Below are 25,083 nucleotides of genomic sequence, written 5' to 3'. Positions count from 1 at the left end.
CCGCGGCTCTGCGGGGTCGGACAGTTCCGCCTCAGTTGCGGTGATCGTTCAACAAAAGCTTGGAGCCGGTTTCCCTTATTGAACGATCTCTCATAGCCGCCGCGCTTGCCCGGGCAGGTCGTCTGTCGCACTCCGACCGGTCGTCCCTGTCTCGACCGCTGCCTGAGCCGGCCGCCCTGCTTGGGGATGACAGCCGTGCGTCACACGGCGCCCTTGGTGGGATCATGAATCTCGCAGCGCCATGGCGGCTGTGCGCTTGACCCGTACCGATCAGGGTGCCACCCTGACACTATATAAGACACGATTGATTGGAGCCATTGGATGCAGAAAGTAATTCTTGCCGCTGCCCTGTTGGGTCTGGCAACGGCACCGTTGCCCGCTGCCGCCCAGTCCAATGCCGCAAGCATCGCCGCGGCCCTGCAAAGCTGGCGGGACGCCTGCAGCGACCCCAACCCGGACCTGGTGATCGGTTACATGGCAGACGCCGTCGCCACTGCCAGTATCGAAGTCCGCAAGGCCTGTTTGCGCCAGGTTTTCGCGTCGGACAATGTTGACCTGCGCAGCGCGGCACTTCGGATCACCATCACCTCGCTGCCTCGCATCCGGTTCCGCGTCAGCCCCGAATCCGCAAACCACAACTTCTATGGCGCGATCCAGACCGGCCTGATCTTCGAGGCCGCCGAGGGAGACCTGGCCACGGGCACCGCCAAGTGGTTTCCATTGGTAAAAAACTCGCAACCAAGTGACGACTACAGCGGCACGGTTGCGGTGCTGGGCACCGGCATCGTCTGGAAAGGCCGTGTTTATGGTCCCGGAGGAGTCACAGGTTGCAGCTTGTCGGCCGACCTGGCGGAAGGTGCGGCGCTGCAAGGGATCATTCATTGCGGAAACCAAGGCACCTACCCCGTGGCGGCAGACCTGCTGGATTGAAGAGGCGGACCGCCCTTCCGTCACTCCAGCACGACGCGCGACAACCCGACATGGCCGCCGGGCGGCACCATGCGCAGCCGCAGCTCGTAGGGCAGCGCGCGGTTGATCCGGCAGCCTCGGGGCGATGGCGCCACCGCGCAACTGGTCGAGATCAACGCCCATTCCCCGCCGGGTTTGCGGCCCTCGACGATGGCATTGGTCGCCGCGCCGCAATCTGGCTGGCTGTCCAGCGTCATCGAACCTATTCGCCCGTCCCGACCGTCCACCAAGATCACCAGCTCCACTGCTTTCTGACCGGGTTGCACCGCCGCGCGCCAGCACGCGGGTTTCTCGTCCAGCAACTGTTCAAGGCTGGAGGACGGCTCCAGAACGGTTGCGCGGACGTCCACGAACCTGGCTTGCAAGCTGCCGCGGTCCTTGACCGGTTCCTCTGAGGACGCCGCACGTTCCAAGGCTTCGAAAGCCGCCCGGATCCGGTCGAAGCGCAGGGCCTTGAACGATGAATCGGGTCCGTCGGCCAGCGCCAGTTCCATGGCCGCGGGCAGGCTGCGGTTGTTCCATCGCAACAACACGATGCCGCCGCTGATCCCTTTTTGCAGCCGCTCCGAATCCGCCGGGTTACGTGGGCGCATGATCAGGAGTCCGCCCCGAGCCTCGTCCAGCTTGCCGCTCAGCATCTCGACGTCCAGACGGAAAAAACGGCTTTGCAGCACATACACGAATTCAAGCGACGGACTGCCGCGCAACGCCTCGACATAGGCCAGGCTGGTCGGTAGCCCCAGGCGGGAGTCGCACGCGCCGTCGCGTCGGCCGACGGTGACGCGCGCAAGGGCCAGGTCATCCAGGTCGCGGTCATCCTCGAACCCCGGGATCGTTCTTGCGTGAACCGCCGGGCCGGCTTCGCCGATCTGCCCCGCCTGATCGGTGAACCTGAACCGCCGACCGCTTTCCGACGCCCCTTCCACCAGATGCCACGGCAAGGCGATCCAGCACGACTGATCCCTGCGCGAGCCGAACAGCCAACCGCTGCCCTGGTGCCCGAAACCGCCCTCGATCCGCACGGTTTCCGCATGCAGCCCGCCCGCGGCAAGCAGGCACCCCAGCACGATCCAACCCATCACAGCATTCACGCGTCGTCTCCCCGGTTTGTCCAGACGCCGTGCACATAGGACAGGATGCTCAGCAGAAACCCCGAAATGCCCAGAACAAGAAAGATCACCGACAGGATCGGGTCCGAAAACGCCCGCGCCATGAGACCGGTGGCAAAGGTCTCGTGCTGCTGGGTCTTGCCGGGCCTGAACACCCGCATCGCCGTGGCTTCCACGGTGAACTGGATGTCGAAAATCGGTTCATCGGCTGCCCGGACGATCGACCCGGAAACATCGTCAGACGCGAATTCGATCCGGCTGCCCCGCGGAATGGGAAAGTCACCGTCAATGACAGGATAAAGCTGCCCGCGCCAGTCGAGCCGGCCGAACAGCCGCGCCTGACCGCCCTGTACGAACCGCACGGGAATGGTTTCGACGATCCGCTCGGGCGTCAGTTGCCACCGGAACGTGTGGCGAGGCGGTTCGGTCCGGGACGTGTCGCTGCCGATCTCGACCGGGCCGAAGACCGGGAAAGGCTGGTTGCGGGCGAAGTCTTCTTCCGCGATCAGGACCGAGACCGTATCCTTGATGTCGCACCCCATCCCGAGGCTGGAGTTGAGCACCCTGACGCCGTCGCCCTCGTTCGGCGTCACGGTGATCAGGATGTCGGTCGGAAGGCTCAGATATTCGACCTGGGCGCCGGCCGCGGGCATCAACAGGAGGGTGTAGGCCCGACCGCGCGACAGCGTGACCCGCGTGCAGTCGGTTTCCGGGCCCACCCAGGTTCCGTCGACGATGGCCAGACGTGCCAGCGCCGGCCGTTTGACCTGATATTCGATGTGATTGGACCGCACCGAAACGAAAACGACCGGCGGCGCCTGAAAGAAAAACCGCAGCCAGACGGTCGCCGTGGTCATCAGCAGGATGGCCGCCGCGATTCCCAGCCACAAGAACCGGCCGCGGCTGATGTCTTTGGTACCCATTCACGCCCCCTTGCGGCTGTGTGCCCGTTCAACCGGCAAACGCGATCCGGCCCTGATCTGCCCGGTCATCTCAGCTCTCGTCCGGTTCGGGCAACAGGATGGTGAAGGTATTGGCATATCCCCCCATCCCGTCATCGAATTCCAGCACAAGCGTCGCATCCGCCTGCCCCGCGCGATCCGGCAGGCGGAAGCTGCACGCGTAGTCGAAGGCGACGCGCGTGTCGTCCTGTTCCTGGCACTCGGCCTGCAGGCTGGTGTCGACGGTCTCGAGGGTCGCCTCGAGTTTCTGGCTATTTGAATTGACGTAGATGATCAGACGCCTTGAATCGCTGTTCGGCGGAATCTCTGGCAGAAACCGATTGTCGAAGGCAAAGCAGTCCGGGTCCTTGCTCTCGAAGGCGACGATCGCCATCGCCCCCCAACCATAGGTCCTGAGACGGCTTTCATATCTGGCCTGCGCAAAGGGCTGCAATTGCAGGACCTGGGCCGAAGCGGCGGGCGCATCGGTGCGATAGGGGGTCCGGCTCCAGTACAGACCGTCCTTGCTGACACCGCTGACACAAACGAGGCTGTCCTCTTCCCGCGGAGGGGTGATGCGCACATTCGCAGGATCGAACAGGTCTTGTCCCAACGGAGCAAACCGCAGCCCGACCAGAACACCGCCGGATGTCTTTGGCGTTTCGTCGAAATGGTCGTTCACGACGCCCTCGGCCGGACGTGCGATCGCGATCTCGGGGTTGTCCTCGCTGGCGTGGACGGGGGCGGCGAGCAAAAGCGGCAAGAGTGAAATCAATCGGAACATCAAACCAAATACCTGAAACACACGCGGCAATCAGCTGCGCGGGTAGCATACCACAACCGGCAAACCGCTGCCAGCCGGCGGACCGGGGCACTTGCCGCAGGCCAAGAAGCGGAATGAAAAAATATGACAGTGCCGAAGCCGAGGCCTATGTCTCGCAGGAGTCCGGCCACGCGGGCCGATGGATGCGGCGAAGACTGCAATCCTGCAGACAACGGAGGAACGCCTCTGCCCGAACCGCAACACGGAGGTCGAGCGGACAGCCGATTGACATGCGCACGCACATCATGAAAGGCACGACACTCCATTGCGCAGGTCCGCTTGCCGGTTTCAGGCAGGCGACCAACGCCGGGGTGGCCGTCGGCAGCGCGCAAGAACGATCCACCATCCAGGCCTTCAACACCGCCTGTCCGGGCCGGGGCGCCAGGGCATCCGCGCCTGCGGCAGGATGAACGGAACGTCGGTTGCCGGCAGCGTGCTGACCGATAGATCGATGCCGTAGACCTGCCGCATCACCTCGTCGGTCATGACGTCCGAAACCGCCCCGGTGCGCCAGACCTCTCCGTTCGACAGAACGCAGACCTTGTCGGCGAACAACGCGGTCAGGTTTAGGTCATGCATCACGACCACGACGCCCCCGCCCTGATCGGCGAATTCGCGCGCGATGCGCAGAACGGTGAACTGATGCGCGATGTCTAGGCTGGCGACGGGTTCGTCCAGCAACAGCCAGCGCGGCCGGTCGCGCCGCACCGAGCTCCAGACCTGGGTCAGAACGCGCGCAAGCTGCACGCGTTGCTGCTCGCCGCCGGACAGGTTCTGGTACGAGCGCGGCTCGAACCCCGCAAGATCGACATGCGCCAGCGCGCGCGACGGCAGCGTGTCGTCGCCGTCGGCCAGGCCACCGGGCAGGCCCAGCCGTACGACTTCCAGCGCGGTGAAGGAAGGGCGACCGCCGAGGATTGCGGAAGAACGCCCCGCATCTCCGCCAGTTCCCAGGGCTGCAGGGCCGCGATGTCGAGACCGTTCAAGGTGATCCGGCCGGTGTACGGGATGTCGCCCGACAGCGCCCCGAGCAGCGTGGATTTGCCCGAGCCGTTGGGCCCGATGATCGCGGTCACCTGTCCGGGTTCGGCCAGGAAATCCACATCACGCAGGATCTGCTTGCGCCCGATGCGGACGCTGACATTTTCAGCTTTCATCATTCACATTCCCATCGATCCGTGGCGGCGCAGCAGGATCCAGAAGAACACCGGCGCGCCCAGAATGGCCGTGACGATGCCGATCGGCAGCTCGGCCGGGGCCACGATCACCCGGCTGATCATGTCGGCGGCCAGCAACAGGGCGGCGCCCAGCAAGGCCGCATTCACCAGCAGCCGGTGGTGATCGGGGCCGGTGCCCAGCCGCAGCAGATGCGGCACGACGATGCCGATGAACCCGATCCCGCCCGACACGGCCACGGCCGCGCCGGTGGCGGCGGCCACCGTCAGGATCGCGATGTTCTTGCTGCGTTGCACCGGAATGCCGATGTGATGCGCCACCGCTTCGCCCATGGCCAGGCCGTTCAGGGCGCGGGCCAGACGCTGCGCGCACAGGATCGACGCCAGGATCAAGGGCGCGGCGGTGGCGACCTTGGTCCAGGTCGCGCCGGCCAGCGACCCCATGCCCCAGAAGGTCAGATCGCGCAGCTGCTGATCGTCGGCGACATACACCATGACCCCCGACACCGCGCCCGACAGGGCCGCCAGGGCGATGCCGGCCAGCAGCATCGTGGCCACCGAGGTCTGCCCCTGACGCGTCGAAACGCGATAGAGGATCAGGACAGACGCCCAGCCGCCCAGAAAGGCGGCAACCGCGACCAGGCCACTGCCGACCCAGGCCAGAACGGCGGCGGGCAGAAGGTTGCCGAAGACGATGGCGGTGATCGCGCCCAGCCCCGCCCCGGCGCTGACGCCGACGATGCCCGGATCCGCCAGCGGGTTGCGGAACAGCCCCTGCATCACCACGCCCGACACCGCCAGCGCCGCCCCGACCAGGATGCCCATCGCCAGCCGCGGCAGGCGGATGTCCCACAGCACGATCCGGTTCAGATCCGACAGGCCCCGGCCATGCAGCAGATCTGACACGGCCATCTTCAGCGAGGCCTCGGACGCGCCGACCGAGATGCTGGCCATGCTGGTCACGCCCAGAAGGCCGACCAGGGCCAGGGTCACCCATGCCGCCCGCGACCTGCGGGCCGCGGCGGACGGGCGCGCGCCGTTGTCCAGTGCCAGCGTCATGAGCCCCGGACGCTCCGCAATGCGGCCGACAGATCCATGACCGCGTCGGCGGTGCGCGGGCCGAAGCCCAGCAGATAGGCGCCGGGCATCCGGATCAGCGCCCGGTTCCGCCCTGCCGGAGTCAGCCGGACCGCGGGCAGCGCGAACAGCTCTTCCTCCGAGAGGATCGGCCCGCCTTGGCGCTCCATCATCAGGATCACGTCCGGCGCGGTGGCGGCCATGGCTTCGGGCGTCATCGTCTTGAAACCCGTCACATCGGCGGCCGCGTTTTTGCCTCCGGCCATCCGAATGATGGTGTCGGCCTGGGTCTCGGCCCCACCGACGACAAACTCGCCGCCCCGAGCCGAAAGCAGGAACAGCACGTTCACCGGCGTATCCTGCGCCGCGGACGTCTGGGCCAGCGCCCGGTCCAGCCGGCGCGCGGTTTCGGCCGCCAGGGCTTCGGCCTCGGCCTCGACCCCCAGCGCGGCCCCCACGGCGCGGATCTTGTCGATGACGCCATCGCGCGAGAACTCGTCGGCAATGGTGACGTAATCCACGCCGGCCTCCTGAAGCACAGCGATGGTCTCGGGCGGGCCCGACCCTTCGAGCGCAAGGATCAGGTCGGGGGCAACCGACAGCACGCCTTCGGGCGACAGGGCCCGGCGATACCCGACATCGGGCAGATCCGCCGCCTCGGGCGGCCAGGTCGAGCTGCGGTCACGGCCGACCAGCCGGTGCTGCTGGCCCAGGGCATGGACGATCTCGGTCAGCGAACTGCCGATGGCGATCACGCGTTTGCTCTCGGCCTGCGCGGCCGCCGCCGAAACCAACAAAGCCGCGCAGAGTGTCACCAGGCCCCGCATCATGCCGCTCCGGCAGCGGCCGGGCCGGGCAGCGCCGCCACCAGCGCATCCCAGGCGGGGCGATGATCGGCCTTGCCGGTGCGGCGCCCGAAGGTCTGCAGGATCAGGGCGCCGTCCGCATCGAAGGCCTCGACCGAGATCGCCGGGCCGCGCTGGGTCGGCTTGTCGACGGCCCAGACCTCGGCGATGTGATCGCTGCGCAGATGCAGGTTGAAGCCCGGATCCAGTACGTTGAACCACGGCCCCATCTGCTGAAGATTTTGCACCGGGCCGCCGTGGATCTCGATGCAGCCGCGGTTGCCGACGAAGATCATCACCTCGATCTGCCGGTCCCGCACCTGTTCGAACAGGCCGGTGACCGCCGCGGGATCAACCGCGCGGGCCAGCGGTTCGCCCGCGATGCGATAGGCGCCCAGCCGGTTCATCCTGAGCTTCGAGGTCAGGCGCAGGAACTGGTGCGTGTCCGTCATCTTTGCCCATTCGCGGCGCAGCGCGTCGGCCTTGTCGGCATTGGCCTTGGGCGCTTCGGCCGGTTTGCGCGGCACGACCGTCATCGTCTGGCCTTGATCCTCGGCGGCCAGTGTCCGGACCAAACTGTCCCAGTGGCCCAGGTCCGAGCCATCGCGCAGGATGATCTTGTGAACCGCGTCCCCGGCCGCATCGAACACCTGGATCGAGCGGCGCAGACCGGCCTCGGTTTCCCGCTCGACGGCAAAGACATGGTGCCATTGCGCGGGGAACATGCGCAGGTCGATCTCTTCGGTCAGCACCATCGCGGCATGCTGGCCGCCGTGGTAATTGTCGTATCGCCCGATCTTTTCAATCACGCAGGACGGGTTACGCGTCAGCGCCATGACCTCGCCCAAACCGGCCAACTGGCCGAACAGCCCGTCAAGGCCAGGGTTCAGCCGCGTCACGCCCTGCCCGGCAAAGGCCGCGACCAGCTGGCCCTCGCTCAACCCCAGCGTTTGCGCGAAATCGCGGTCTCGCTGGCCTGTCTTCTGCGCATAGGCAGCACGAATATCCTGAGGAGCCATAAGCACCTGTTCCATAGCGGGTTTCCCGTCTTCTTCGTGGTTCCAAGGGGGTGCTGGCCCGGTCGCTGATCGCAAACAGCGCCCTGCTGGCAGTGCCGAAATTACAGGCACGAAATTATGTTGACTGTTTTAGTCACCTTTATTAACGAGCACAAGTCGCCGCGAAAAGGCGATTCCAAAAAAACAGCAAAAAAACTGACCAGCGCCAGCGAAGTGCAAGCATCTCCGGTCCTCACACTTGTTTCGAAGGGACAGAAATGCGTGCGCGTACTCATATTGCAGGCCTGCTTGGGACGGCCTCTTGCCTTGGTCTGATGGCGTCCATGGTTTGGGCGCAGGAACAGGATGACGGGTTCCTCGGGACCCTGGAACTGGGCGAAAGCAAACGCGAGATCCAGACCGGCACCGCGGTTCCGGTCACGAATATCGACCAGGAAGAGATCAACGACCGTCAGGCCAACACGGTGGCCGAGCTGATCGATTCGGTTCCCGGCGTCACCCTGGTGAACGGCTCGACCCCGCAAGGATCGGGCATCAACATCCGCGGATACGGGGCCAACGGCACCTTCGGCACCGACCAGAAGGTTCTGATCCTGGTCGACGGCGCCACCACCGGCGCGGAAGAGCTGTACCGGATCGGCAACCAGCTGTTCACCGATCCGCAGCTGTACAAAAGCGTCTCGGTCATCCGCGGCACGGTGGGGTCCTTCGAATACGGCTCGGGCGTCGTCGGCGGCGTGGTTCAGCTGGAAACCAAGGACGCGTCCGACTTTACCGGCGGCGAGCCGGGCTTCCGCTTCCGCCAGACGCTCGAGGGGTATTCCAACGGCAGCGGCTTTGCCTCGTCGTCGATCCTGGCGTGGCAACCCAACCGGCAGACCGAATTCCTGTTCAACTACACCTATCGCGACCAAAGCGATCAGAAGGACGGCAACGGCGACACGATCGGCAACAGCGCCTTTACCCTGCCGTCGCTGTTGGCCAAGGGGAAATACAGCTTTGGCGACAACCTTGAACATTCGGTCACCGCGTCCTGGAACCAGTCCACCTCGGAAGAGCGCGACGTGCCCTATGATTCCTTCGGCACGACGGCGGACGCCTTCGGCAACGTGGACCGCGACATAGAAACCCGGATCGCCGTTCTGCGCTATCAGTACCGGCCGGCCGGTAACGATCTGGTCGATCTGGACGTCAATCTCAGCTATTCCGAGCAGGCCATCGACAGCAGCTATGTGCCCGGTTCGTCCAGCCTGGAGGGAACGCCCTTCTTCCCCGGCATCCGGGCGCTGGCCGATGCCACGCACAATTACGCGACCACCAAGCTGACGATCAAGAACAGCGCGTATTTCCAGACCGGGGCCGCGTCGCATGATCTGCGGTTCGGGGTGGAATTCATCGACCGCGAACGGCTGGATGCCCCATCGGCGCCGGGTGGCACCGATCGCCGCGTCGCGCTGTTTGCCGTCGACGACATCCAGTTCGGCGACCAGCTGACCGTGACGCCCGCGCTGCGGTACGAAACGCAGGACATCAAGGGCAACGGCGATGCGGCCGCGCCCTTCAACGCCAGCTATGACAACGACGCGCTGATGGGCGGCCTGTCGGCCCGGTACGAATTCGCCAGCGGCTTCGCGGTGTTCGCGGGCGGGGCCTATACCGAAAGCCTGCCGATCATCGACGATCTGGGCACGCCTCTGTACATGACCCAGCCCGAGAAATCCCGCACCTGGGAGGCCGGCATTTCCTATGACCGCGGCGACATCTTCGCCGCCGGAGACGTTGTGCGCGCCAAGGTCAATCTCTACAGCACCGATCTGTGGGACATCACCTCGTACGTGTCGGGCACCCCGTCCCAACCCCTGTCCAAGGTCGAAACCGAGGGTGTCGAGATCGAGGCCTCCTATGCCCATGCCACGGGCTTCTACGTCGATTTCAACGCCAACATCGTCAGCGCCACCGAATTCAGCGCGGCGGGCATCGGATCGCCGTGGCGCAACGAACCCACGGATTCGGCGCGGATCACCCTGGGCAAGCGGTTCGGCAAAACCCTGGATGTCAGCTGGGAGATCTTCGGCGCCAAGTCGGGGCTCGATTCCTCGGGCGATCCGGTGGGCGGGTACGGGGTGAACACCCTGCGCGCGACCTATCTGCCGCAAGAGGGCGCGCTGGCCGGGTTCGAACTGCGCGCCGGGATCGAGAACATCTTTGACAAGGCCTATCAGCCGAACCTGTCGACCCGCAATTCGCCAGGCCGGAATTTCAAGCTGACCCTGGCCAAGACCTTCTGAACCCACAAGGGAGAGGACCCGTCATGACAAAAGCTGTGCAAAATCTTGTTCGGGCGGTCCTGCTGGCCCTGCCCCCCATCGCGGGGGCTGGGTCGGCCAGTGCCGAAGACACCCAGGGCGCGGGCGGCGTCACGATCGAGCTCAGCTCGGCCGTTGACCAGGATCAGGGCTGCCTGCTGAGCTTCGTGGTCGAAAACGCCCTCCCCGCCGATATCGGCGCCGCCGTCTATGAAACGGTGCTGTTCGGCGCGCAAGGCGAAGTGGCCCTGCTGACGCTGCTGGATTTCCAGGACCTGCCCGCCGGGCGGCCCCGCGTGCGCCAGTTCAAATTCGCCGGCCTGGCCTGCGATCAGATCAGCCGGATCCTGATCAACGGGGTGCAGGACTGCGCCTATCCCGGCAATCTGGCCGATGCCTGCCTGTCCGGCCTGACGCTGCGCAGCCGCCTTGAGACCGAATTGATTGGATGACCCGATGGATGCGTTTCTGCAAAGACTGACCGCAATTCTGGACCTGGGCGGCCCGGTCGTGGCGGTGCTGATCGCGACCTCGGTCGCGACCATGGCGCTGATCCTCTACAAGCTGTGGCAGTACAAGGCCGCCGGGGTCGGGCGGCATGTCGAGCTGTCGCAAGCCATCGAAGCCTGGGACCGCAACGACCGGGCCACCGCGCGCGCGCATCTGGACCGAAGCCGCAGCTATTTGGCCCCGGTGGTCGCCATGGCGCTGGAGGGGCACGGGCCGGAACTGATGGACCGCGCCGATGCCGAGGCCGAGGCGCGCTTTGCCGGGCTGGAACGCGGGCTGAACGTGCTGGACATGGTCTCGCAGCTTGCGCCTCTGCTGGGGCTGTTCGGCACCGTGCTGGGCATGATCGAGGCCTTCCGCACCCTTCAAGAGGCCGGCAACGCGGTGGATCCGGCGCTGCTGGCCGGCGGCATCTGGGTTGCGTTGATGACGACCGCCGCGGGGCTGGCCGTGGCCATGCCCACTGCGCTGGTCCTGACCTGGTTCGAGGCGCGGATGACCCGCGAACGGGTCTTTGCCAACCACGCCCTGCGCACGGTGTTTGCCCCCGGCCACGCCGCCGCGCCACGCCCGGCCATCCCGTCCTCCGAGGCGCTGGCCCATGGCGCTTGAAACCCGCAAAATTCGGCGCCGGCGCCTGTCGATGACATCGCTGATCGACGTTATCTTTCTGCTGCTGCTGTTCTTCATGCTCACCTCGACCTTTTCGAAATATGCCGAGATCGAGCTGACCACCGCCGCGGCGGGCGGGTCGCAGGCCCAGCGGTCCATCCGGTTCATCAAGCTGGAACGCGACCGCATCCTGATCGACGGCACCGAAGTCGCGCCCGACGCGGTCGCCGCCCGGTTCGACGGCCGAACCGATCAGCTGGCCTTGATCAGCCTGGGCAGCGGGGCGACCGCGCAGCAGTTGATCGACTTGCTGACAGCCCTTGAACCCGTGTCCCGGCTCAGCACGCAGGTCATCGGATGATCCGGCTGATCCCGAAAACGAAACCCGGCCGCGAGCCGACGATCGCCCTGATCAACGTGGTCTTTCTGATGCTGGTCTTCTTCATGATCGCGGGCACGCTGGCGCCGCCCCTGAGCCAGTCGGTGCACCTGGTGCGGACGGCGGATCTTGAAGGGCGCGAGCCCCCGGATGCGCTGGTCATCCGCGCCGACGGCGTGCTGGAATATCGCGGGGCCGAGCTGACGGATGTGGCGGCCTATGTCGAGCGCGCCTCCATCGACCTGCCATTGGACGTCGTGCGGCTGGTGCCCGACCGGGCCTTGCCGGCGGTGCGGTTGAAACAGGTCAGCGACGCCCTGCGGGCCCTGGGCGCCAACCGGGTCTTCGTCGTGACCGAGCGCGGCCTGCCATGATCCCGCAATCCCGCATCATGGCCGCCGCGCTGGTCGTGCTGGCCGCCGCGACCCACGCCGCCGCCCTATTCGAATTCGACACGGACGAGGCGGTTCTCATCGAAGGCGGTGGCGCGGTCGCCCCTGCGTCGCTGGGGTCCTCGTTCCGGGATCATGCGGCCGGAACCATGGCCCCGCCCCCCGCCGCCCCCCGGCACTCACCCGTTGCCCCGGCTCGGACCGCGCCCGAGGCCCCGGCCGACCGTGCGCGCGCGCAGCCGGCCACCAGGGTGCAGGCGCAGGCCCCGGCCCGGCGGCAGAACGCCCATACGCCGACCCTGCAAAAACCCCAGCCGCAGCAGGCCCGACCCCCAAAACCGCCCACCCCGAGCGGCAATGCCGCGGTCAGCCGCAAAAAGGGCAGCGTCACCGGCAAGGCGGCGACGGGGGCGGCCTCGGCGAAACGGACGAACCGCGCCGCGCAGGAGCAGGGAAACGCCGAGGCCAGCACCTATGCCGGTCTGGTCAAGCGCAGGATCGTGCGGGCGCGGCGCAAAAGCGTGAACATCCGGGGCTCGGTCCGGGTGGCCTTTCGCATCGCCGACAACGGCGCGCTGGCGTCGGTCAGCGTCGCCCGCAGCTCGGGCTCGTCCCGGCTGGATCAGGTCGCACTGGCGCAGGTCCGGGCCGCCGCGCCCTTCCCGCCGCCGCCAGCTTCGGCCCGGCGCGCCTATACCGTGGAAATCGTCAGCAAATAGCCGCCCTTTGCACGAACCGGGCTTCTGATCGCAGTTTGCCCGGTTTCCGGGTCGCGCCTTCTCGCCCGCGCGGGGCGGCGACCATCGCGCGCCCCCAGACCGTCAGGCGTCGTCCTTCGCGCTGCTGTGGGCGAAGCTTTCCAGATCGACCAGCAGATTGGGGTTGGTGCCTTTGCCTTCCAGCTCTTTGCAGACGTCGTTCAGCACGGTCAGATAGCGGTCCAGATGCGGTTTCCCGTCCACCCTTCCGGCCAGATCGTCGGCCAGGCGCTGGGTCGCCGCCAGCAGGCGGTCGGCGGTTTCGTCGCGGCCGGCGACCAGGGCCCAGGGCTCTTTCAACCGCCAGCGCAGCAGACCCACCAGAAGGTAGGGGCCATAGGAATAGCGCGCGGTGAAATCATTGCCCACGGCCTCGTGCACCTTGGCTTCGGCGATGGCGGCGAGACGTTCCACCTCGTCCCGCGTCAGCAACATGGGCGCGGTGTCGGTGCGTGACAGCAGGAAGGCGGCGCAGGCCATCTGGTTCTTGTTCCAACCGTCTTCGGGCAGGCCGAACAGGTGATCGAAGGCGCGCCGTTGGTCCCGTTCGTCGCGGGCCGTGCGCCCGACTCCCTGCAAGAGAAGGGCGCGGGATCGGTGATCTGCCAAGAAGACATGCCGGCCGTACCCCGCCTCGAGCGCATCCAGCATGGCCGGAACCACCCAATCGGGACATCTGGCGAACAGCCAGGTCAGGAACTTCAGCGAATGGTTGTCGCGGCTTCCGCCCCCGTCCAGCCGGGCCCGCACATCTGCGTCGGCCAGTTCGGTCGCCTGGTCCAGCAGGCGCTGCCCCTCGTCCGGCAGATCGTCGGGCAGATCGCCGTCGCTCGAGACCGCATAGCGGTCTTCGCGTCGGTTCGACAGCTCGCTGGCCAGCAGGTTCCAGTCGGGCAACGGCGCGGGCACCTCCTGCTGAAGCAACTCCAGCAGACCGGGACGGTTCCGGCGCGGATACCAGTTGTCGGTGCCGCAGGGCAGGACCAGCCGGTGCGGGATGGTTGGCATCTCGGGGGTCAGGCTGTCGATCAGTTCGGGCCAGCTCTGGCTCAGCTCTTCGGCGCTGTCCCAATCCACCACCACCGGCCCGGAAAAGGCCGGCGACACCAGAGTCAGCCGCGCGGCCCCGGCGGCGGGGGTCTGCTGGACGTGCAGCTCGACCCGCTCGGCCGAGGTCTGAGGTACCGGCAGCCTCACCTCGGCGCGGGGCGGGGGCGGTTTCCTTCTTCAGATGCACCTTGATTGCGGACGTGCCCGGTTGCAGCCCCAGAAGCGCCGGTCGGGTGTGTCTGACGTCAGCACCCATCGGACAGATTTTGGTGTTTGAGTAACGGAGGATTTCTGGTTCATCGAAGCCATCAAGGAGCGAAGATGAACAAGAAATTCGGAGCGAGAACAACTTGAGCAAGAGTTGCGTCAGTTGAACGCGACGCTACCAAATAATGGCAAAGTTCGATTGCGATGGTCGGGTGAGAACCGGATCTGCATCACGCCCCTTGATCCTGCGTCAGAGCCCAAGGGCCTGACCGGTCGCAAATCCTGATTGAGCAATGGCGTATCCACTACAACACCGTCAGGCCGCACAGCGCTCTGGGCTACCGCCCGCCCGCGCCGGCAAGCATCGTCACGGTGGACCAGAGACCCACGATGCACTAACAATCAAATTGGACCACCTAATAGGGGCAGACCAGACCCGCTCCCCTTGTTCGGAATACCCGGCTGGAGAATTTCCAAAGGCTTTGGATCTCGGGGAGCTTGCGTCTCCGGGTGCCTGACGACGGACGCTGCTCCGGGCCGTGGGACTTGCTCAAAAGCGTTGAACTAGCTGGCAGTTATCCGCTGCGCGAAGACACATAGGTCTCAACGCGAACCACGCCACCCATAGTTGATTAGATAGATTTGTGAAAACTGTTGGAACCAAGGCTTCCCGGTTCAACTCCGTTAGACACTCGTTCGAACCGAAGGCGCGAACCAACGGTCCAAAATTACCTTTATAAACCCCTTTCCTCGCAGGAGGTCAAGTTACGCTCCGGAGATTTTCAGAATTTTTTCGCACTTGTCCAGAATGCAAAATTTGATATTTCTTTATGTTAAAACAGTCTGTTGGAAACTTCATCCATATTAAGTTGGCTGTTCGCCCCTGGCAGGTTCTCATGAGATACCGTATCCCACCGAGCCCGCCTGTTCCAATTGTGCAACTGAGTAACGCAGAGAGGAACCCAGCAAGAAAATCAGCGGAAACCGTATTTACCTTACCTCTCACATTGATCTATCGTCACTACCATAAGAGTTTCGGTTAACATTGAGGAGTCGGCTGTCTATGGCTGTCTACTGGGTATCATTTCTTGCTTCTTTCCTAGTCTGCACCATCCTAGTTCTCACAAAAAACAAGCATATCCGCCTAACAGGGTCGAGCGATGAAACCGCGGCTGTACAGGCATCGCACGTCGCTCCAACACCTCGTATTGGTGGATTGGCTGTAATGGCCGGGATGACGATTGGTGCGGCGATTACTTTTCTTCAGGGCCAGAAGATATTCATGACCCTGCTAATGACAGCACTGCCGATGTATTTGACTGGCCTTGCCGAGGACGTCATCCGCCACATCTCAACCAAGCTTCGCTACAGTGCGACTCTCCTGTCTGCGCTGATTGTTGTCTGGGCGATGGAGATCTGGATTACGACTGCGGATTCCTTCCTGCTCGACTGGATCTTCCAATTTACCCCGGTCGCTGTACTTGTCACCATTTTCGTAGTGGCCAGTTATTGCCATGCCTTCAACCTGATTGACGGGCTTAATGGGTTGGCATCCGGAACAAGTCTCCTGATCTCTGTCGGTCTTGCAGCCATTGCCACTTTTACTGGACAATCAGAAATCGTGACCATGAGCATGATCACGGCATTTTCGGTCACCGGATTTTTCTTGTTCAATTATCCGTTTGGCCGAATTTTTCTGGGTGATGCCGGCGCCTACATCATCGGTTACATGCTGACCTGGACAGCGATAGTAACTCTGCATGAAGCGCCTGAAACCTCGGCTTGGGCTATGCTGTTGCTGTTCTTCTGGCCCTTGGCGGACACGCTCTTTGCGATTTACCGCCGCCGCCGCAAAGGGGTCAGTTTCGACACTGCCGATCGCCTGCATTTCCACCAGCTGGTTTTGCGGGGGCTCGAAATCTTCTTCCTGGGCCGGGACAAGCGCACGACCGCCAATCCATTGGCAACCAGCGTCTTGCTGCCTTTCATCGCAGCTCCAGTAGCAGCCGGCGTCACATTCTGGAATGAACCGGTACTGTCCTTTGTTGCATTGTGCCTATTCGGCGGCGCATTCGTCGGGACATACCAACTTGGATTGAGGGCCGCGCGAGCTCGAGTTAGGCGCCCGCGCTCGCGCCTTCTGCAAAATGCCTCACCCACCCAGCAGAGCTCGGACACCACGGGTCCGATGCTCAACAATTGGCGCAACAGAACCAATGGATAAAAGAAACGACGAAAGAGAGTTGAGCTGATCAAGGTTCTGACGTCCAGAGCTTCTTTCCGGATGCAGCACGTCAGACCATTCAAGGAACGAGGGAGAATACCCCATGACACAAATCTTCCCGCACAGGCAGTTCAACGACGCTGATCAGTCAAAGACCTGGCTCCTGGCGCAAACCAAGCCCAACACGGAAGCGCGGGCACAGCACAATCTCGAGAACCAGGGTTTCCGTGTCTTTGCTCCGAAGATCCGCGAAACCCGCCGCATAGGTGGTCGGTTCAAGGACAAGTTGAGCCTGCTATTCCCCGGCTACATATTTGTTCAGGTCAATCCCAACTCGAGCCCCTGGCGCAAGATCAATAGCACCTACGGCGTTTCGCGACTGGTCAGCTTCACCCAGAACCGTCCCGCTATCGTTCCACCAGCATTGATCACCAATTTGCGAATCCGGTTTTCAGAGGGCATTGACGCGCCTTCGGAAAGCACACTGGAACCAGGTGACACTGTCCAGCTCATCCGCGGGCCTTTTGCCGGCTTCGCAGCCAAGGTCGAAACCGTCGAAGCAAAGAACAGAATATGGCTGCTGCTGGACCTGATGGGGCGCGAAACCCGCGTCTCTGCAGACAAAAGCAGCCTTGTCCTTTCATGATCTGGTTCGGAACACCCAGCAAAAAACAACACCGCAAGGTACCGCGGCGTTTCGCAACTTGTATCGAAATTCCGAACGAATTAGGACGCTCAAAAAAAGACCGTCTGCAGGCAAAGATGATGAAGATGATGAAGAAAATGCTGCCGCTGGTAGGCGTCCTGTTGTTGGCCAGTTGTGGCGTCGTCTATCACTCGTCGACGATTTCGGAAGGCGAGACCGAAACCGTTGCATCTGTTCGGGTGGTCCCCGTTACGGCCGAAACCGTGCAAACCGCAAACCGGTCAACTTACGTGCCCCGAAAGCTGCCGGCGGCATTCTTTGCCACAACCGGTTCCGTTCGCGGACCGAGGGTAGAGCAGGCGCAAATAGAGCCTGCTTTCTTGCCCGAGAGGCGTCCCAACAGCCTGGAAACTCGTATACCTCCAGAGGTGCCGCGCCAGCCTTATAAGATTGGGGTTGGAGACAAGCTTCTACTGGCCACTCCGAGTGCGACTACCTCTGTCGAGCAACTGAGCGGTCTGCTGGCGGCTGAGAACCGCCGTCAAGGCTACACAGTGCAGGATGACGGCACCATCTCCATTCCAGATATTGGCCGGGTTGTGGTGGCCGGAAGGACGCTTGAGGAAGCCGAAAGCGCTGTTTTCGACAAGCTGGTTGCTGCTGGTGTCAACCCAGCCTTCAGCCTTGAGATTGCGGAGTTCAACTCGCAGCGCGTGACAATTGGCGGTGCGGTCAAGAATGCGACCGTGGTCCCCCTGACCCTGACGCCACTTCGGCTGAACCAGGCAATCAATGCTGCTGGAGGGTTTAATCTCACTGATCGTGACTATGCTTCGGTACGGATTTACAGGGATGGCAAGCTTTACCAGATCCCAGTAGGCGAATACTTGAAGAAGGGTTCACTGCAAAACCTCGTTCTGCAAGACGGCGACAGCGTGTTTGTCGATACCGATTTCGAGCTGGAAAAGGCATCGGAATACTTCGCCCAGCAGATCCAACTTTCGAACTTGCGGCAAGCCACACGCAAGACCGCGCTGGAGGAATTGGAGTTCGAAATCGAGCTGCGCCGCGCCGCACTCGAAGAGCAACGTGAAAGCTTCGCCCAGCGACTGGCTGTGGATGCTGTCGATCGGGACTTTGTCTATCTGGTCGGGGAAGTCTTCAAACAAGCTCGCTACCCTCTACCCTTTGAGCGAAAGGCCGTCCTTGCAGACGCGCTGTTCGGCGGCAGCAGCGGCTTTGCATCCAGAACCGGAAACCCGCGCCAGATCTACATCCTAAGGAGCGACGGACCACATGCAGGTGCAGGTGTCACCGCATGGAACCTTGATGCGACGAACGCCGCAAATTTCGTGCTCGCAACACGAATGGAGCTTCGTCCCAACGATATCATCTTCGTGGCCGAACAACCGATCACCAAGTGGAACCGGGTGCTAACCCAACTTGCACCGAACCTGGTTACATCTTCGGTCGCAAGTGCCGTGAATTGACGGTCCTCTTTGTTTGAAAGCGGAACCAGCCTGAACTGAAGAACAGGAACCTGAGCGTGAACAACATCGATCCGATCCAGCGCAAGAGCACCCTGCCCGACCTGCAGCCCACGGGAGGGTCGCAGATCGACGATGACGAATTCGATCTCGTGGAACTCTTCCGTACGCTGTGGCGTGGCAAATGGTGGATTGCAGCCTGCATGGCAGTGGCAGTAGCGCTTGCCGGCTACTGGGCATTTTTCGTCGCGGTTCCGCTTTATTCGACGACTGCCCATGTGACGCTGGAAAACCGCCAGAGCCAGGTTGTGGATTTCGAAAGCGTGGTGTCGGGTCTATCCGGTGACCAAACCAGCATCAATACTGAAGTCGAAGTCCTGAAATCCCGCGAACTAGCAAAAAAGCTGGTGCTCGAACTGGATCTTGTCAACGATCCAGAATTCAATCCGGACCTGCGCGAGGATAGCAGCTTTGCTCCCCTGGCTCTGCTACGTAAATTGATCCATCCTAGCGATTCCGCAGAATCCAAATCTCCAGAGCAAGTCACCGAAGAAGTTACGACCAACGTTCTCGAAGCTTTTTCGATCTCAAACATCCGCAACACCTATGTCTTCGAGATCGAGGCGACGACCGAGGATCCAGCGAAGTCAAAGTTGTTCGCCGACACGTTGGCGGAACTCTACATCCTGAACCAGCTCGACGTGAAATTCGAAGCGACCCAGCGTGCTACCAAGTGGCTGTCGGATCGGGTAGCAACTTTGCAGGTCGAACTGGAAGAAGCAGAAGCCAGGGTCAAGGAGTTCAATTCCCAGACGGAACTGATCAGCCCCGAGGTGTTGGAGGCTTTGAACCGGCAAGCCAAGGACACTCGTGAGCGGCTGAAATCCACTTCTGAGAGGGCAGCCGAAAGTGCGGCGCGGATCGAAGCCATGGAAGCAGCCGAGGCTGTGAGCGACCGGCAAAGCCTGGCCCAGGCCTCTGGCAACCCTGCCCTGATCCAGGCGCTGGCCCGCGTCGAGGCTGGCACCATGGAGGAAGCAGCGTTCGACAAGCTGGCCAAGCAGATAATTCAAGCCGAGGCCAGCACATTTGCGCGCGCGCAAAACCAGGTACAGGGACTGAACCAATCCCTGATCAACATCGAGGCCCAGATAGACCGACAGTCGAAAGATTTGGTGACCCTGCAGCAGCTGACCCGTGAGGCTGAGGCGGCGCGGTCGATCTACGAATACTTCCTCGGTCGATTGAAGGAGACCTCGGTGCAGCAGGGCATCCAGCAGGCTGACAGCCGGGTTCTGTCGAAAGCCGTATTGCCGACCATTCCGTCAGCGCCCAAGAAAACAAGAATCGTTGCGCTTGCAGGTATTCTTGGCCTCATGCTCGGTGCTGGCTTGGTTCTGCTACGCGAATTTCTCAACAACAGCTTCCGAACCCCTCAGCAGCTCGAGCAGTCGACTGGCATCACGGTTATGGGTCAGATTCCTCGCATGCCCGTGAAGCAACGCAAGGACGCCATCCGCTACCTGCATGAGAAACCCACTTCGGCTGCCGCAGAAGCAATTCGTAATCTTCGCACGTCGGTCATGCTGTCGAACGTGGATCAGCCGCCGCAGGTGATCATGCTCACCTCATCAATTCCCGGCGAAGGCAAGACCACGCTGACACTTGCATTGGCTCAAAGCTTTGCCGGTTTGGGTAAGCGCGTGCTGCTGATCGAAGGTGACCTTCGCCGATTGGTATTTTCGGAGTATTTCTCGAAAGAGGATTACAAACACGGACTGATCTCGGTCTTGGCCGGAGATACCAACCTTTCGGATGCAAGTCTGCGCATCCCCGAAATTGGCGCAGATGTCCTGCTGGGAGAGAAGTTTGACGCCAACGTGGCTGACCTGTTCTCTTCGGAACGGTTCTCCAAAATGATCAACGAAGCCCGTGACGCGTACGACGTAGTCCTCATCGATACAGCCCCGGTGCTCGTTGTCCCCGATGCGCGCACGATCGCCCAACATGCTGATGCATTGCTATTCGCCGTCCACTGGGATTCGACCAGTCAGGCACAGGTTGCCGAAGGCTTACGCATGCTGGAGAGCGTGAATTTCCGCCCCTCTGGTCTGGTGCTTAGCCAGATCGATACGAAAGGCATGAAACGTTATGGCTATGACGGCCAGTACGGCGCCTACGCACAATATGGTCGGAAATACTATTCGAATTGAACAGTACCTTAGCGACTTGGAGACACGAAGGAGCAGACGGTCTCAAACCCTTCTGAGTAGATCGGGCTTCAAAAAATGCTGAGATCTTGGATTACCAGTCTACGCCGAAGACCACCAACTTTTTCGGCCGTTGCACCTGAAACACCGTTCTACCTGATTGGCGACATTCACGGTCGCTCAGATCTTCTTGAAACCGCCCTATCGCAGCTGGACTCAGAATATCCCATCTTCTTTGTTGGCGACTACATCGACCGCGGTGAGGACAGTGCCGGCGTTCTTCAAATGCTCGTCGATCGCGACAACTGTTTTTGCATCCGTGGCAACCACGAAGAGATGCTTCTGGCGTTCCTGGAAGACCCAATCACCAACGGTCCGCGTTGGCTACGCTATGGTGGGCTGCAAACACTGGCCAGCTACGGGATTTCCAGTGTGACAGAAACCAGCAACGGGTTGGAACTCGAGGCAATACGCGACAACCTTCGCCAAAAAATGGGAGCTGAACAGGTCTTCTGGCTCCGCACCCTGCCCTATTGCCATCGCAACGGAAATGTGGCTGTCGTACACGCCGGGGCCGACCCGCGCGTCTCACTGGAAGATCAGTTCCGGGATACTTTGGTCTGGGGGCATCCTGGATTCGGAAAAGAGCTACGCCAGGATGGTCTCTGGATCGCGCATGGGCATACCATCGTAGATGCGCCCGGTGCGGAGAATGGGGTAATTTCGGTCGATATCGGCGCCTATGCCACCGGACGACTTTGTATTGCGCACATTGCGGAAGGCGAGGTGGGTTTTCGTGTTGTCCGTTAAGCGCGCAACCAAGCTTCTTACCATGGCCCTGAAACCGCGCAAAACAACGCCGCTTTCATTCCGGGTCACAGGCCGAGAGGGCCATTGTCAGACACTATCAGAATGAAACCCCCGCTAGGAACCTGACAGGGGCTTCGGCTTTGACAAAATGTTCAGGGTGAGGTCAAAGGACGATCAGGTTTAGATCCGTGATCCAAGTCCACACGCTTTGTCCAAACGCCACAGTGAATCGTGGGTCCACGCCCACAGCACTGCTTGAATTTCTTTCCGGATCCGCATGGGCATGGATCGTTACGTTTGGTTTTGCCGCTTGAGCGTACGAATGGTTCAGCTGAAGGCGCACGATACTCGCGCCGACGGACGAAATAGTGATGCAGACGCATAACACCAGCAACAGCCCTGATCAGAAGCCTTTTTCTTTTGCCCTCGCTGATAGGCCCGTCAAAAGGACGCATTTTCGGATCTTCGTGATGCTCGTATGCCAACGCCATGATCGGCACTAAAGCGCCAGCTTCCTCTTCATCATCCATGAGTTCGGCCCAAGCTTCGTGCTGCAGTTCCATACCGCGTGGTCTGCCCCTATTAGGTGGTCCAATTTGATTGTTAGTGCATCGTGGGTCTCTGGTCCACCGTGACGATGCTTGCCGGCGCGGGCGGGCGGTAGCCCAGAGCGCTGTGCGGCCTGACGGTGTTGTAGTGGATACGGCTGAGGATGTCCGTCAGGTAGGCTTGCGGGTCGATGCCGTTCATTTTGGCGGTTTCGATGACGGTCATTGCGCGGGCGAGGGTTTCGCCGCCGGTGTCTGATCCGGCAAAGAGCCAGTTGCGGCGACCGACGCCAATGGGGCGCATGCCGCGTTCGGCTGCGTTATTGTCGATGGCCACGCGGCCATCATCCAAAAAACAGGGTGAAGGAGGACCAACGGGATAGTCCATAGCGGAAAGCCTTGGCCAGATCTCCTTTGCCTGGGATGCGCGTCAGTTGAGCTTCGGCCCAGGCGTGGAAGGCCTCCACCTTTGGTTTGGTTTGTTGTTGCCGGACAGCATACCGCTCGTCGGCAGGCAGGCCTTTGATGTCGCGCTCGATATCGTAAAGCTGGCCAATGCGATCCAGCGCTTCTTTAGCGATCTCGGACTTGGTTCCAGTCCAGATGTCATGGAAGTCCCGCCGGAGATGCGCCCAACAGGCGGCTTCACGGAATTGGGCGTTGCCATCGGGTCGTGTCTCATAGAGAGCTTTGAATCCGGTGTACGCATCGGCCTGCAGGACACCGGCGCTGTTTTTCAGATGCTTGCGGGGATGTTCGCCCTTTCTGTCCGGTGAGAAGTAGTAGACCGCGCCCGGCGGCGCTTGCCCAGCCCATGGCCGTTGATCGCGCACATAAGTCCAGATGCGGCCCTGTTTGACGCCCTTTCCCAAGCCTTTTGATTTAGCAGAACGATCCAGAACCCGGATCGGGGTATCGTCAGCGTGCAGGATGTCGCAGGCCATCACGTCGGCTTCAATGCGCTCGATCAGGGGGGCCAAGGTCCGCATCGCCGCCCCGCACCAATCCACCAGCGTGGTGTCGGGAATGTCCGCGCCCATGCGTTCAAAAATCTCATGCTGGCGATAAAGTGGGACATGATCGTCGAACTTGGACGTCAGGATGTAAGCCAGGAGGCCAGGACCGGCCATGGAGCGCGGGATCGGGCGGCTGGGAGCCGGCTCCTGAACGATCTTTTCACAACGGCGGCAGGATTTCTTGATGCGGGCGATCTCAATCACCTTGAGCTGCGCCGCAATCATATCGATCAGCTCGCTGACATCTTCGCCCAGGACGCGCAAGTCGCCGCCGCAATCCGGACAGTGATCACCTGGATCAAGTTCCCTGCGCTCGCGCGGTGCATCTTTCGAGATGCGCGGGCGGCGGCGCGGCAGCTTATCGTCCGGGGCAGCTTCGCTTGATGTGGCGATGTCTTCCTCGGCATCGTCATCCGACCCCGCAGATTCATCGGCCTCGGCCATGGCCACCTGCAGGTCTTCGAGCGCCAGTTCCAACTGTTCAATCTCGCGTTCGATCTTTTCGGAGCTCTTGCCAAAGGCCTGTTTCTGCAGCTTCGCGATCCGCGTGCGCAGGGTCTGAACCAGCAGATCATGGGCGCGCAAAGTGGCCGAGAGCTTGGCATTCTCCGCCTCCAGGGAGGCGATGATGGCCCTCAAAACGGCGGGATCGTCAGACAATTTTGGAGCGCTCTCGGACATGCGGATGATTACCATGATCCACCGAAGCACGCCATAAAAACAAGTGATATCAGCGCAGTAATTTACCCCACCCGCGCAGGCGGCGCACCCCAATCCGGACGACGCCAGTCAATCCCCTCCCAAAGCATCGCCAATTGGGCAGAGGTCAGGCGCGCACTCCCATCCTTCGCCGATGGCCAAGGGAAGCGCCCTTTCTCCAGCACCTTGTAGTAGAGGCAAAATCCCTGGCCATCCCAGTATAAGAGCTTGAGCCGGTCGCACTTGCGCCCCCGGAACGCAAACACTGCGCCACTCGCAGGCCGTTGCCGCAGAACATCCTGCGCCAAGGCCGACAGGCCAGCGATCCCTTTGCGCATGTCCGTCGTTCCGCAGGCCAGATACACACGGACGCCCGTGCCGGGTCCGATCATGCCGTCTCGACCAGCCGGATCAATTGTATGATCTCCGCCTCGGCCATACCGGGCGGGCAGCGCAGAATACGCCCGTTTGCAAAACCAATCTCGGCAGGCGCACCGGTCGCGGATTCCGGCTCGGAAGTCAGGGGCAGGTCTGGCGCGTCGAGTGCTAAAAACGCCATGCCCTCAGGCTCCGGCCAGAGGCCCTTGTCCTTCAATTGCCGCCGCCACTGATAAATGTGCTGCCGCGTCACATCATGACGGCGCGCAACGTCGGTCACGGTCGCGCCACCCACGCCAACTTCCCGCAAAATCGACAGCTTCATCTCATCCGGCCAAAACCGTCGCCGCTCGACCCCAACGATCACCTCATGTCGCAAAATCTGCCCTCGCCGCATACGACGTCGTTATCCACGTCAGTAACGACGTCTTATAAGATCTGATCATCCGGCGCGGCAGGTGGTCCAAATCGGGCGGTTACCAAAAAGCGCCCTCGCATTCCAAAACCCAACGACAACCCAACGGCAATGCCAGCAAGGTCGGCTAGAAAATCTCCCCAAGATCTGGACCGACCGACAAAGGGCTGCACGAGTTCGATGGCAGCGCCATAGAAAAGTGCAAACAAAACGACCCAAACCAGTTTTCCAGGGCGCAGAAACGCAACCGGGAGAATAAGAGCGGCAAATGCTGCTATATGTTTTACCTTGTCTATGCCCCAGCCTGAACCCTGTACAGAACCGGGCCAAAAAGCAAAGACACCAATCACAATGGCAAGAAGGGCAGTAAGTGGGAGAGCCAGTGGTCTGCCCCTATTAGGTGGTCCAATTTGATTGTTAGTGCATCGAGGGTCTCTGGTCCACCGGGACGATGCTTGTCGGTGCGGGCGGGCGGTAG

Annotated in this window: 25 protein-coding genes and 3 pseudogenes; 13 read left to right on the top strand and 15 right to left on the bottom strand. The window is 61.9% G+C overall.

Features of this window, described 5'->3' with window-relative positions:
• The first annotated feature begins 351 nt into the window (after window positions 1–351).
• Window positions 352–930 (top strand): hypothetical protein, encoded by a 579-nt coding sequence (locus tag F3H26_RS17385; protein ID WP_149777242.1) that lies wholly within the window; start codon window positions 352–354, stop codon window positions 928–930.
• 20 nt (window positions 931–950) lie between these two features.
• On the opposite strand, the gene F3H26_RS17380 is transcribed toward F3H26_RS17385, so the two are convergent.
• The 8 genes from F3H26_RS17380 to F3H26_RS17350 form a co-directional block, all read right to left on the bottom strand.
• Window positions 951–2,060 (bottom strand): hypothetical protein, encoded by a 1,110-nt coding sequence (locus F3H26_RS17380; protein ID WP_149777241.1) that lies wholly within the window; start codon window positions 2,058–2,060, stop codon window positions 951–953.
• Window positions 2,057–3,001, bottom strand: a complete 945-nt coding sequence (locus tag F3H26_RS17375) for a hypothetical protein (protein WP_149777240.1) — start codon at window positions 2,999–3,001, stop codon at window positions 2,057–2,059. The genes F3H26_RS17380 and F3H26_RS17375 overlap by 4 nt, the downstream gene beginning before the upstream one ends.
• 70 nt (window positions 3,002–3,071) lie before the next feature.
• Complete coding sequence (locus tag F3H26_RS17370) at window positions 3,072–3,803, bottom strand: hypothetical protein (protein ID WP_149777239.1); 732 nt, start codon at window positions 3,801–3,803, stop codon at window positions 3,072–3,074.
• Between the two features lie 393 nt (window positions 3,804–4,196).
• Window positions 4,197–4,613 carry an ATP-binding cassette domain-containing protein gene (locus F3H26_RS19945; RefSeq protein ID WP_394349788.1) on the bottom strand — a complete coding sequence of 139 codons (417 nt, stop codon included), beginning with the start codon at window positions 4,611–4,613 and terminating at the stop codon, window positions 4,197–4,199.
• The gene (locus tag F3H26_RS19940) at window positions 4,568–5,002 is read right to left on the bottom strand and encodes an ATP-binding cassette domain-containing protein (protein WP_316635956.1); all 435 of its coding nucleotides are present in this window, start codon (window positions 5,000–5,002) and stop codon (window positions 4,568–4,570) included. The genes F3H26_RS19945 and F3H26_RS19940 overlap by 46 nt, the downstream gene beginning before the upstream one ends.
• Window positions 5,003–6,076 (bottom strand): FecCD family ABC transporter permease, encoded by a 1,074-nt coding sequence (locus tag F3H26_RS17360; RefSeq protein ID WP_149777238.1) that lies wholly within the window; start codon window positions 6,074–6,076, stop codon window positions 5,003–5,005.
• On the bottom strand, window positions 6,073–6,921 hold the full coding sequence (locus F3H26_RS17355) for a heme/hemin ABC transporter substrate-binding protein (RefSeq protein WP_223162560.1): 849 nt from the start codon (window positions 6,919–6,921) through the stop codon (window positions 6,073–6,075). The genes F3H26_RS17360 and F3H26_RS17355 overlap by 4 nt, the downstream gene beginning before the upstream one ends.
• On the bottom strand, window positions 6,921–7,973 hold the full coding sequence (locus F3H26_RS17350) for a hemin-degrading factor (protein WP_149777236.1): 1,053 nt from the start codon (window positions 7,971–7,973) through the stop codon (window positions 6,921–6,923). Before F3H26_RS17350 ends, F3H26_RS17355 begins: the two co-directional genes overlap by 1 nt.
• A 299-nt stretch (window positions 7,974–8,272) precedes the next feature.
• Here F3H26_RS17350 and F3H26_RS17345 point away from each other — a divergent pair, with 299 nt between their 5' ends.
• Genes F3H26_RS17345 through F3H26_RS17320 form a run of 6 tightly spaced genes read left to right on the top strand, consistent with a single transcriptional unit; the run spans window position 8,273 to window position 12,876 of the window.
• Window positions 8,273–10,246 (top strand): TonB-dependent receptor domain-containing protein, encoded by a 1,974-nt coding sequence (locus tag F3H26_RS17345; RefSeq protein ID WP_223162559.1) that lies wholly within the window; start codon window positions 8,273–8,275, stop codon window positions 10,244–10,246.
• 23 nt (window positions 10,247–10,269) lie between these two features.
• A complete protein-coding gene (locus F3H26_RS17340) occupies window positions 10,270–10,716 on the top strand; it encodes a hypothetical protein (RefSeq protein ID WP_223162558.1) in 447 nt (148 codons plus the stop codon).
• A gap of 4 nt (window positions 10,717–10,720) precedes the next feature.
• Window positions 10,721–11,386, top strand: a complete 666-nt coding sequence (locus tag F3H26_RS17335; RefSeq protein ID WP_149777234.1) for a MotA/TolQ/ExbB proton channel family protein — start codon at window positions 10,721–10,723, stop codon at window positions 11,384–11,386.
• 31 nt (window positions 11,387–11,417) lie between these two features.
• Complete coding sequence (locus F3H26_RS17330) at window positions 11,418–11,747, top strand: biopolymer transporter ExbD (protein WP_149777245.1); 330 nt, start codon at window positions 11,418–11,420, stop codon at window positions 11,745–11,747.
• Window positions 11,744–12,139 (top strand): ExbD/TolR family protein, encoded by a 396-nt coding sequence (locus F3H26_RS17325; RefSeq protein ID WP_188127806.1) that lies wholly within the window; start codon window positions 11,744–11,746, stop codon window positions 12,137–12,139. The genes F3H26_RS17330 and F3H26_RS17325 overlap by 4 nt, the downstream gene beginning before the upstream one ends.
• The gene (locus tag F3H26_RS17320) at window positions 12,136–12,876 is read left to right on the top strand and encodes a TonB family protein (protein WP_149777233.1); all 741 of its coding nucleotides are present in this window, start codon (window positions 12,136–12,138) and stop codon (window positions 12,874–12,876) included. Before F3H26_RS17325 ends, F3H26_RS17320 begins: the two co-directional genes overlap by 4 nt.
• A 102-nt stretch (window positions 12,877–12,978) precedes the next feature.
• On the opposite strand, the gene F3H26_RS17315 is transcribed toward F3H26_RS17320, so the two are convergent.
• Window positions 12,979–14,112, bottom strand: a complete 1,134-nt coding sequence (locus tag F3H26_RS17315) for a hypothetical protein (protein ID WP_149777232.1) — start codon at window positions 14,110–14,112, stop codon at window positions 12,979–12,981.
• A gap of 333 nt (window positions 14,113–14,445) precedes the next feature.
• Here F3H26_RS17315 and F3H26_RS17310 point away from each other — a divergent pair.
• From F3H26_RS17310 to F3H26_RS17285, 6 genes and pseudogenes are all read left to right on the top strand, one after another.
• Window positions 14,446–14,571: pseudogene (locus tag F3H26_RS17310) on the top strand (integrase core domain-containing protein); the annotation flags it as partial.
• A 664-nt stretch (window positions 14,572–15,235) separates the two neighbouring features.
• On the top strand, window positions 15,236–16,396 hold the full coding sequence (locus F3H26_RS17305; RefSeq protein ID WP_149777231.1) for a glycosyltransferase family 4 protein: 1,161 nt from the start codon (window positions 15,236–15,238) through the stop codon (window positions 16,394–16,396).
• 103 nt (window positions 16,397–16,499) lie between these two features.
• Complete coding sequence (gene nusG, locus F3H26_RS17300) at window positions 16,500–17,042, top strand: transcription termination/antitermination protein NusG (protein WP_149777230.1); 543 nt, start codon at window positions 16,500–16,502, stop codon at window positions 17,040–17,042.
• A complete protein-coding gene (locus F3H26_RS17295) occupies window positions 17,039–18,532 on the top strand; it encodes a polysaccharide biosynthesis/export family protein (protein WP_316635948.1) in 1,494 nt (497 codons plus the stop codon). The genes nusG and F3H26_RS17295 overlap by 4 nt, the downstream gene beginning before the upstream one ends.
• 56 nt (window positions 18,533–18,588) lie before the next feature.
• Window positions 18,589–20,742: a GumC family protein gene (locus tag F3H26_RS17290; RefSeq protein ID WP_223162556.1), complete on the top strand. Its 2,154-nt coding sequence runs from the start codon at window positions 18,589–18,591 to the stop codon at window positions 20,740–20,742.
• A gap of 75 nt (window positions 20,743–20,817) precedes the next feature.
• A complete protein-coding gene (locus tag F3H26_RS17285) occupies window positions 20,818–21,549 on the top strand; it encodes a metallophosphoesterase (RefSeq protein WP_149777229.1) in 732 nt (243 codons plus the stop codon).
• A gap of 152 nt (window positions 21,550–21,701) precedes the next feature.
• Here the strand turns inward: F3H26_RS17285 and F3H26_RS17280 are convergent, their stop codons facing one another.
• From F3H26_RS17280 to F3H26_RS20070, 6 genes and pseudogenes are all read right to left on the bottom strand, one after another.
• Window positions 21,702–22,112, bottom strand: a complete 411-nt coding sequence (locus F3H26_RS17280; RefSeq protein ID WP_149777228.1) for a UPF0149 family protein — start codon at window positions 22,110–22,112, stop codon at window positions 21,702–21,704.
• 40 nt (window positions 22,113–22,152) lie between these two features.
• Window positions 22,153–23,467: pseudogene (tnpC, locus tag F3H26_RS17275) on the bottom strand (IS66 family transposase); the annotation flags it as partial.
• A 15-nt stretch (window positions 23,468–23,482) separates the two neighbouring features.
• Window positions 23,483–23,809 (bottom strand): annotated as a pseudogene (locus F3H26_RS20115) (transposase domain-containing protein); the annotation flags it as partial.
• 47 nt (window positions 23,810–23,856) lie between these two features.
• Window positions 23,857–24,204, bottom strand: coding sequence for an IS66 family insertion sequence element accessory protein TnpB (gene tnpB / locus F3H26_RS17270; protein ID WP_149777227.1), 348 nt, complete (start codon window positions 24,202–24,204; stop codon window positions 23,857–23,859).
• Window positions 24,201–24,587 carry a transposase gene (locus F3H26_RS17265; protein WP_223162555.1) on the bottom strand — a complete coding sequence of 129 codons (387 nt, stop codon included), beginning with the start codon at window positions 24,585–24,587 and terminating at the stop codon, window positions 24,201–24,203. Before F3H26_RS17265 ends, tnpB begins: the two co-directional genes overlap by 4 nt.
• Before the next feature lie 32 nt (window positions 24,588–24,619).
• Entirely contained in the window at window positions 24,620–24,955 is a 336-nt protein-coding gene (locus F3H26_RS20070) for a VanZ family protein (protein ID WP_188127804.1), read from the bottom strand.
• Window positions 24,956–25,083: the final 128 nt, after the last annotated feature.

This window comes from Ruegeria intermedia (assembly GCF_900129345.1).
Classification (GTDB): Bacteria; Pseudomonadota; Alphaproteobacteria; order Rhodobacterales; family Rhodobacteraceae; genus Ruegeria; species Ruegeria intermedia.
This window is presented reverse-complemented; position numbering and strand designations above follow the sequence as displayed.

What these genes read in the sequence shown, in the direction of transcription:
- F3H26_RS17320 (WP_149777233.1), top strand. Translation starts at nt 12,136, where the DNA reads ATGATCCCGCAATCCCGCATCATGGCCGCCGCGCTGGTCGTGCTGGCC.
- F3H26_RS17330 (WP_149777245.1), top strand. Translation starts at nt 11,418, where the DNA reads ATGACATCGCTGATCGACGTTATCTTTCTGCTGCTGCTGTTCTTCATG.
- F3H26_RS17325 (WP_188127806.1), top strand. Translation starts at nt 11,744, where the DNA reads ATGATCCGGCTGATCCCGAAAACGAAACCCGGCCGCGAGCCGACGATC.
- F3H26_RS17345 (WP_223162559.1), top strand. Translation starts at nt 8,273, where the DNA reads ATGGCGTCCATGGTTTGGGCGCAGGAACAGGATGACGGGTTCCTCGGG.
- F3H26_RS17295 (WP_316635948.1), top strand. Translation starts at nt 17,039, where the DNA reads ATGATCTGGTTCGGAACACCCAGCAAAAAACAACACCGCAAGGTACCG.
- F3H26_RS17350 (WP_149777236.1), bottom strand. Translation starts at nt 7,973, where the DNA reads ATGGAACAGGTGCTTATGGCTCCTCAGGATATTCGTGCTGCCTATGCG.
- F3H26_RS17370 (WP_149777239.1), bottom strand. Translation starts at nt 3,803, where the DNA reads ATGTTCCGATTGATTTCACTCTTGCCGCTTTTGCTCGCCGCCCCCGTC.
- F3H26_RS17360 (WP_149777238.1), bottom strand. Translation starts at nt 6,076, where the DNA reads ATGACGCTGGCACTGGACAACGGCGCGCGCCCGTCCGCCGCGGCCCGC.
- nusG (WP_149777230.1), top strand. Translation starts at nt 16,500, where the DNA reads ATGACACAAATCTTCCCGCACAGGCAGTTCAACGACGCTGATCAGTCA.
- F3H26_RS17340 (WP_223162558.1), top strand. Translation starts at nt 10,270, where the DNA reads ATGACAAAAGCTGTGCAAAATCTTGTTCGGGCGGTCCTGCTGGCCCTG.
- F3H26_RS19940 (WP_316635956.1), bottom strand. Translation starts at nt 5,002, where the DNA reads ATGATGAAAGCTGAAAATGTCAGCGTCCGCATCGGGCGCAAGCAGATC.
- F3H26_RS17265 (WP_223162555.1), bottom strand. Translation starts at nt 24,587, where the DNA reads ATGCGGCGAGGGCAGATTTTGCGACATGAGGTGATCGTTGGGGTCGAG.
- F3H26_RS17355 (WP_223162560.1), bottom strand. Translation starts at nt 6,921, where the DNA reads ATGCGGGGCCTGGTGACACTCTGCGCGGCTTTGTTGGTTTCGGCGGCG.
- F3H26_RS17375 (WP_149777240.1), bottom strand. Translation starts at nt 3,001, where the DNA reads ATGGGTACCAAAGACATCAGCCGCGGCCGGTTCTTGTGGCTGGGAATC.
- tnpB (WP_149777227.1), bottom strand. Translation starts at nt 24,204, where the DNA reads ATGATCGGACCCGGCACGGGCGTCCGTGTGTATCTGGCCTGCGGAACG.
- F3H26_RS17280 (WP_149777228.1), bottom strand. Translation starts at nt 22,112, where the DNA reads ATGGAACTGCAGCACGAAGCTTGGGCCGAACTCATGGATGATGAAGAG.
- F3H26_RS17305 (WP_149777231.1), top strand. Translation starts at nt 15,236, where the DNA reads ATGGCTGTCTACTGGGTATCATTTCTTGCTTCTTTCCTAGTCTGCACC.
- F3H26_RS17285 (WP_149777229.1), top strand. Translation starts at nt 20,818, where the DNA reads ATGCTGAGATCTTGGATTACCAGTCTACGCCGAAGACCACCAACTTTT.
- F3H26_RS17335 (WP_149777234.1), top strand. Translation starts at nt 10,721, where the DNA reads ATGGATGCGTTTCTGCAAAGACTGACCGCAATTCTGGACCTGGGCGGC.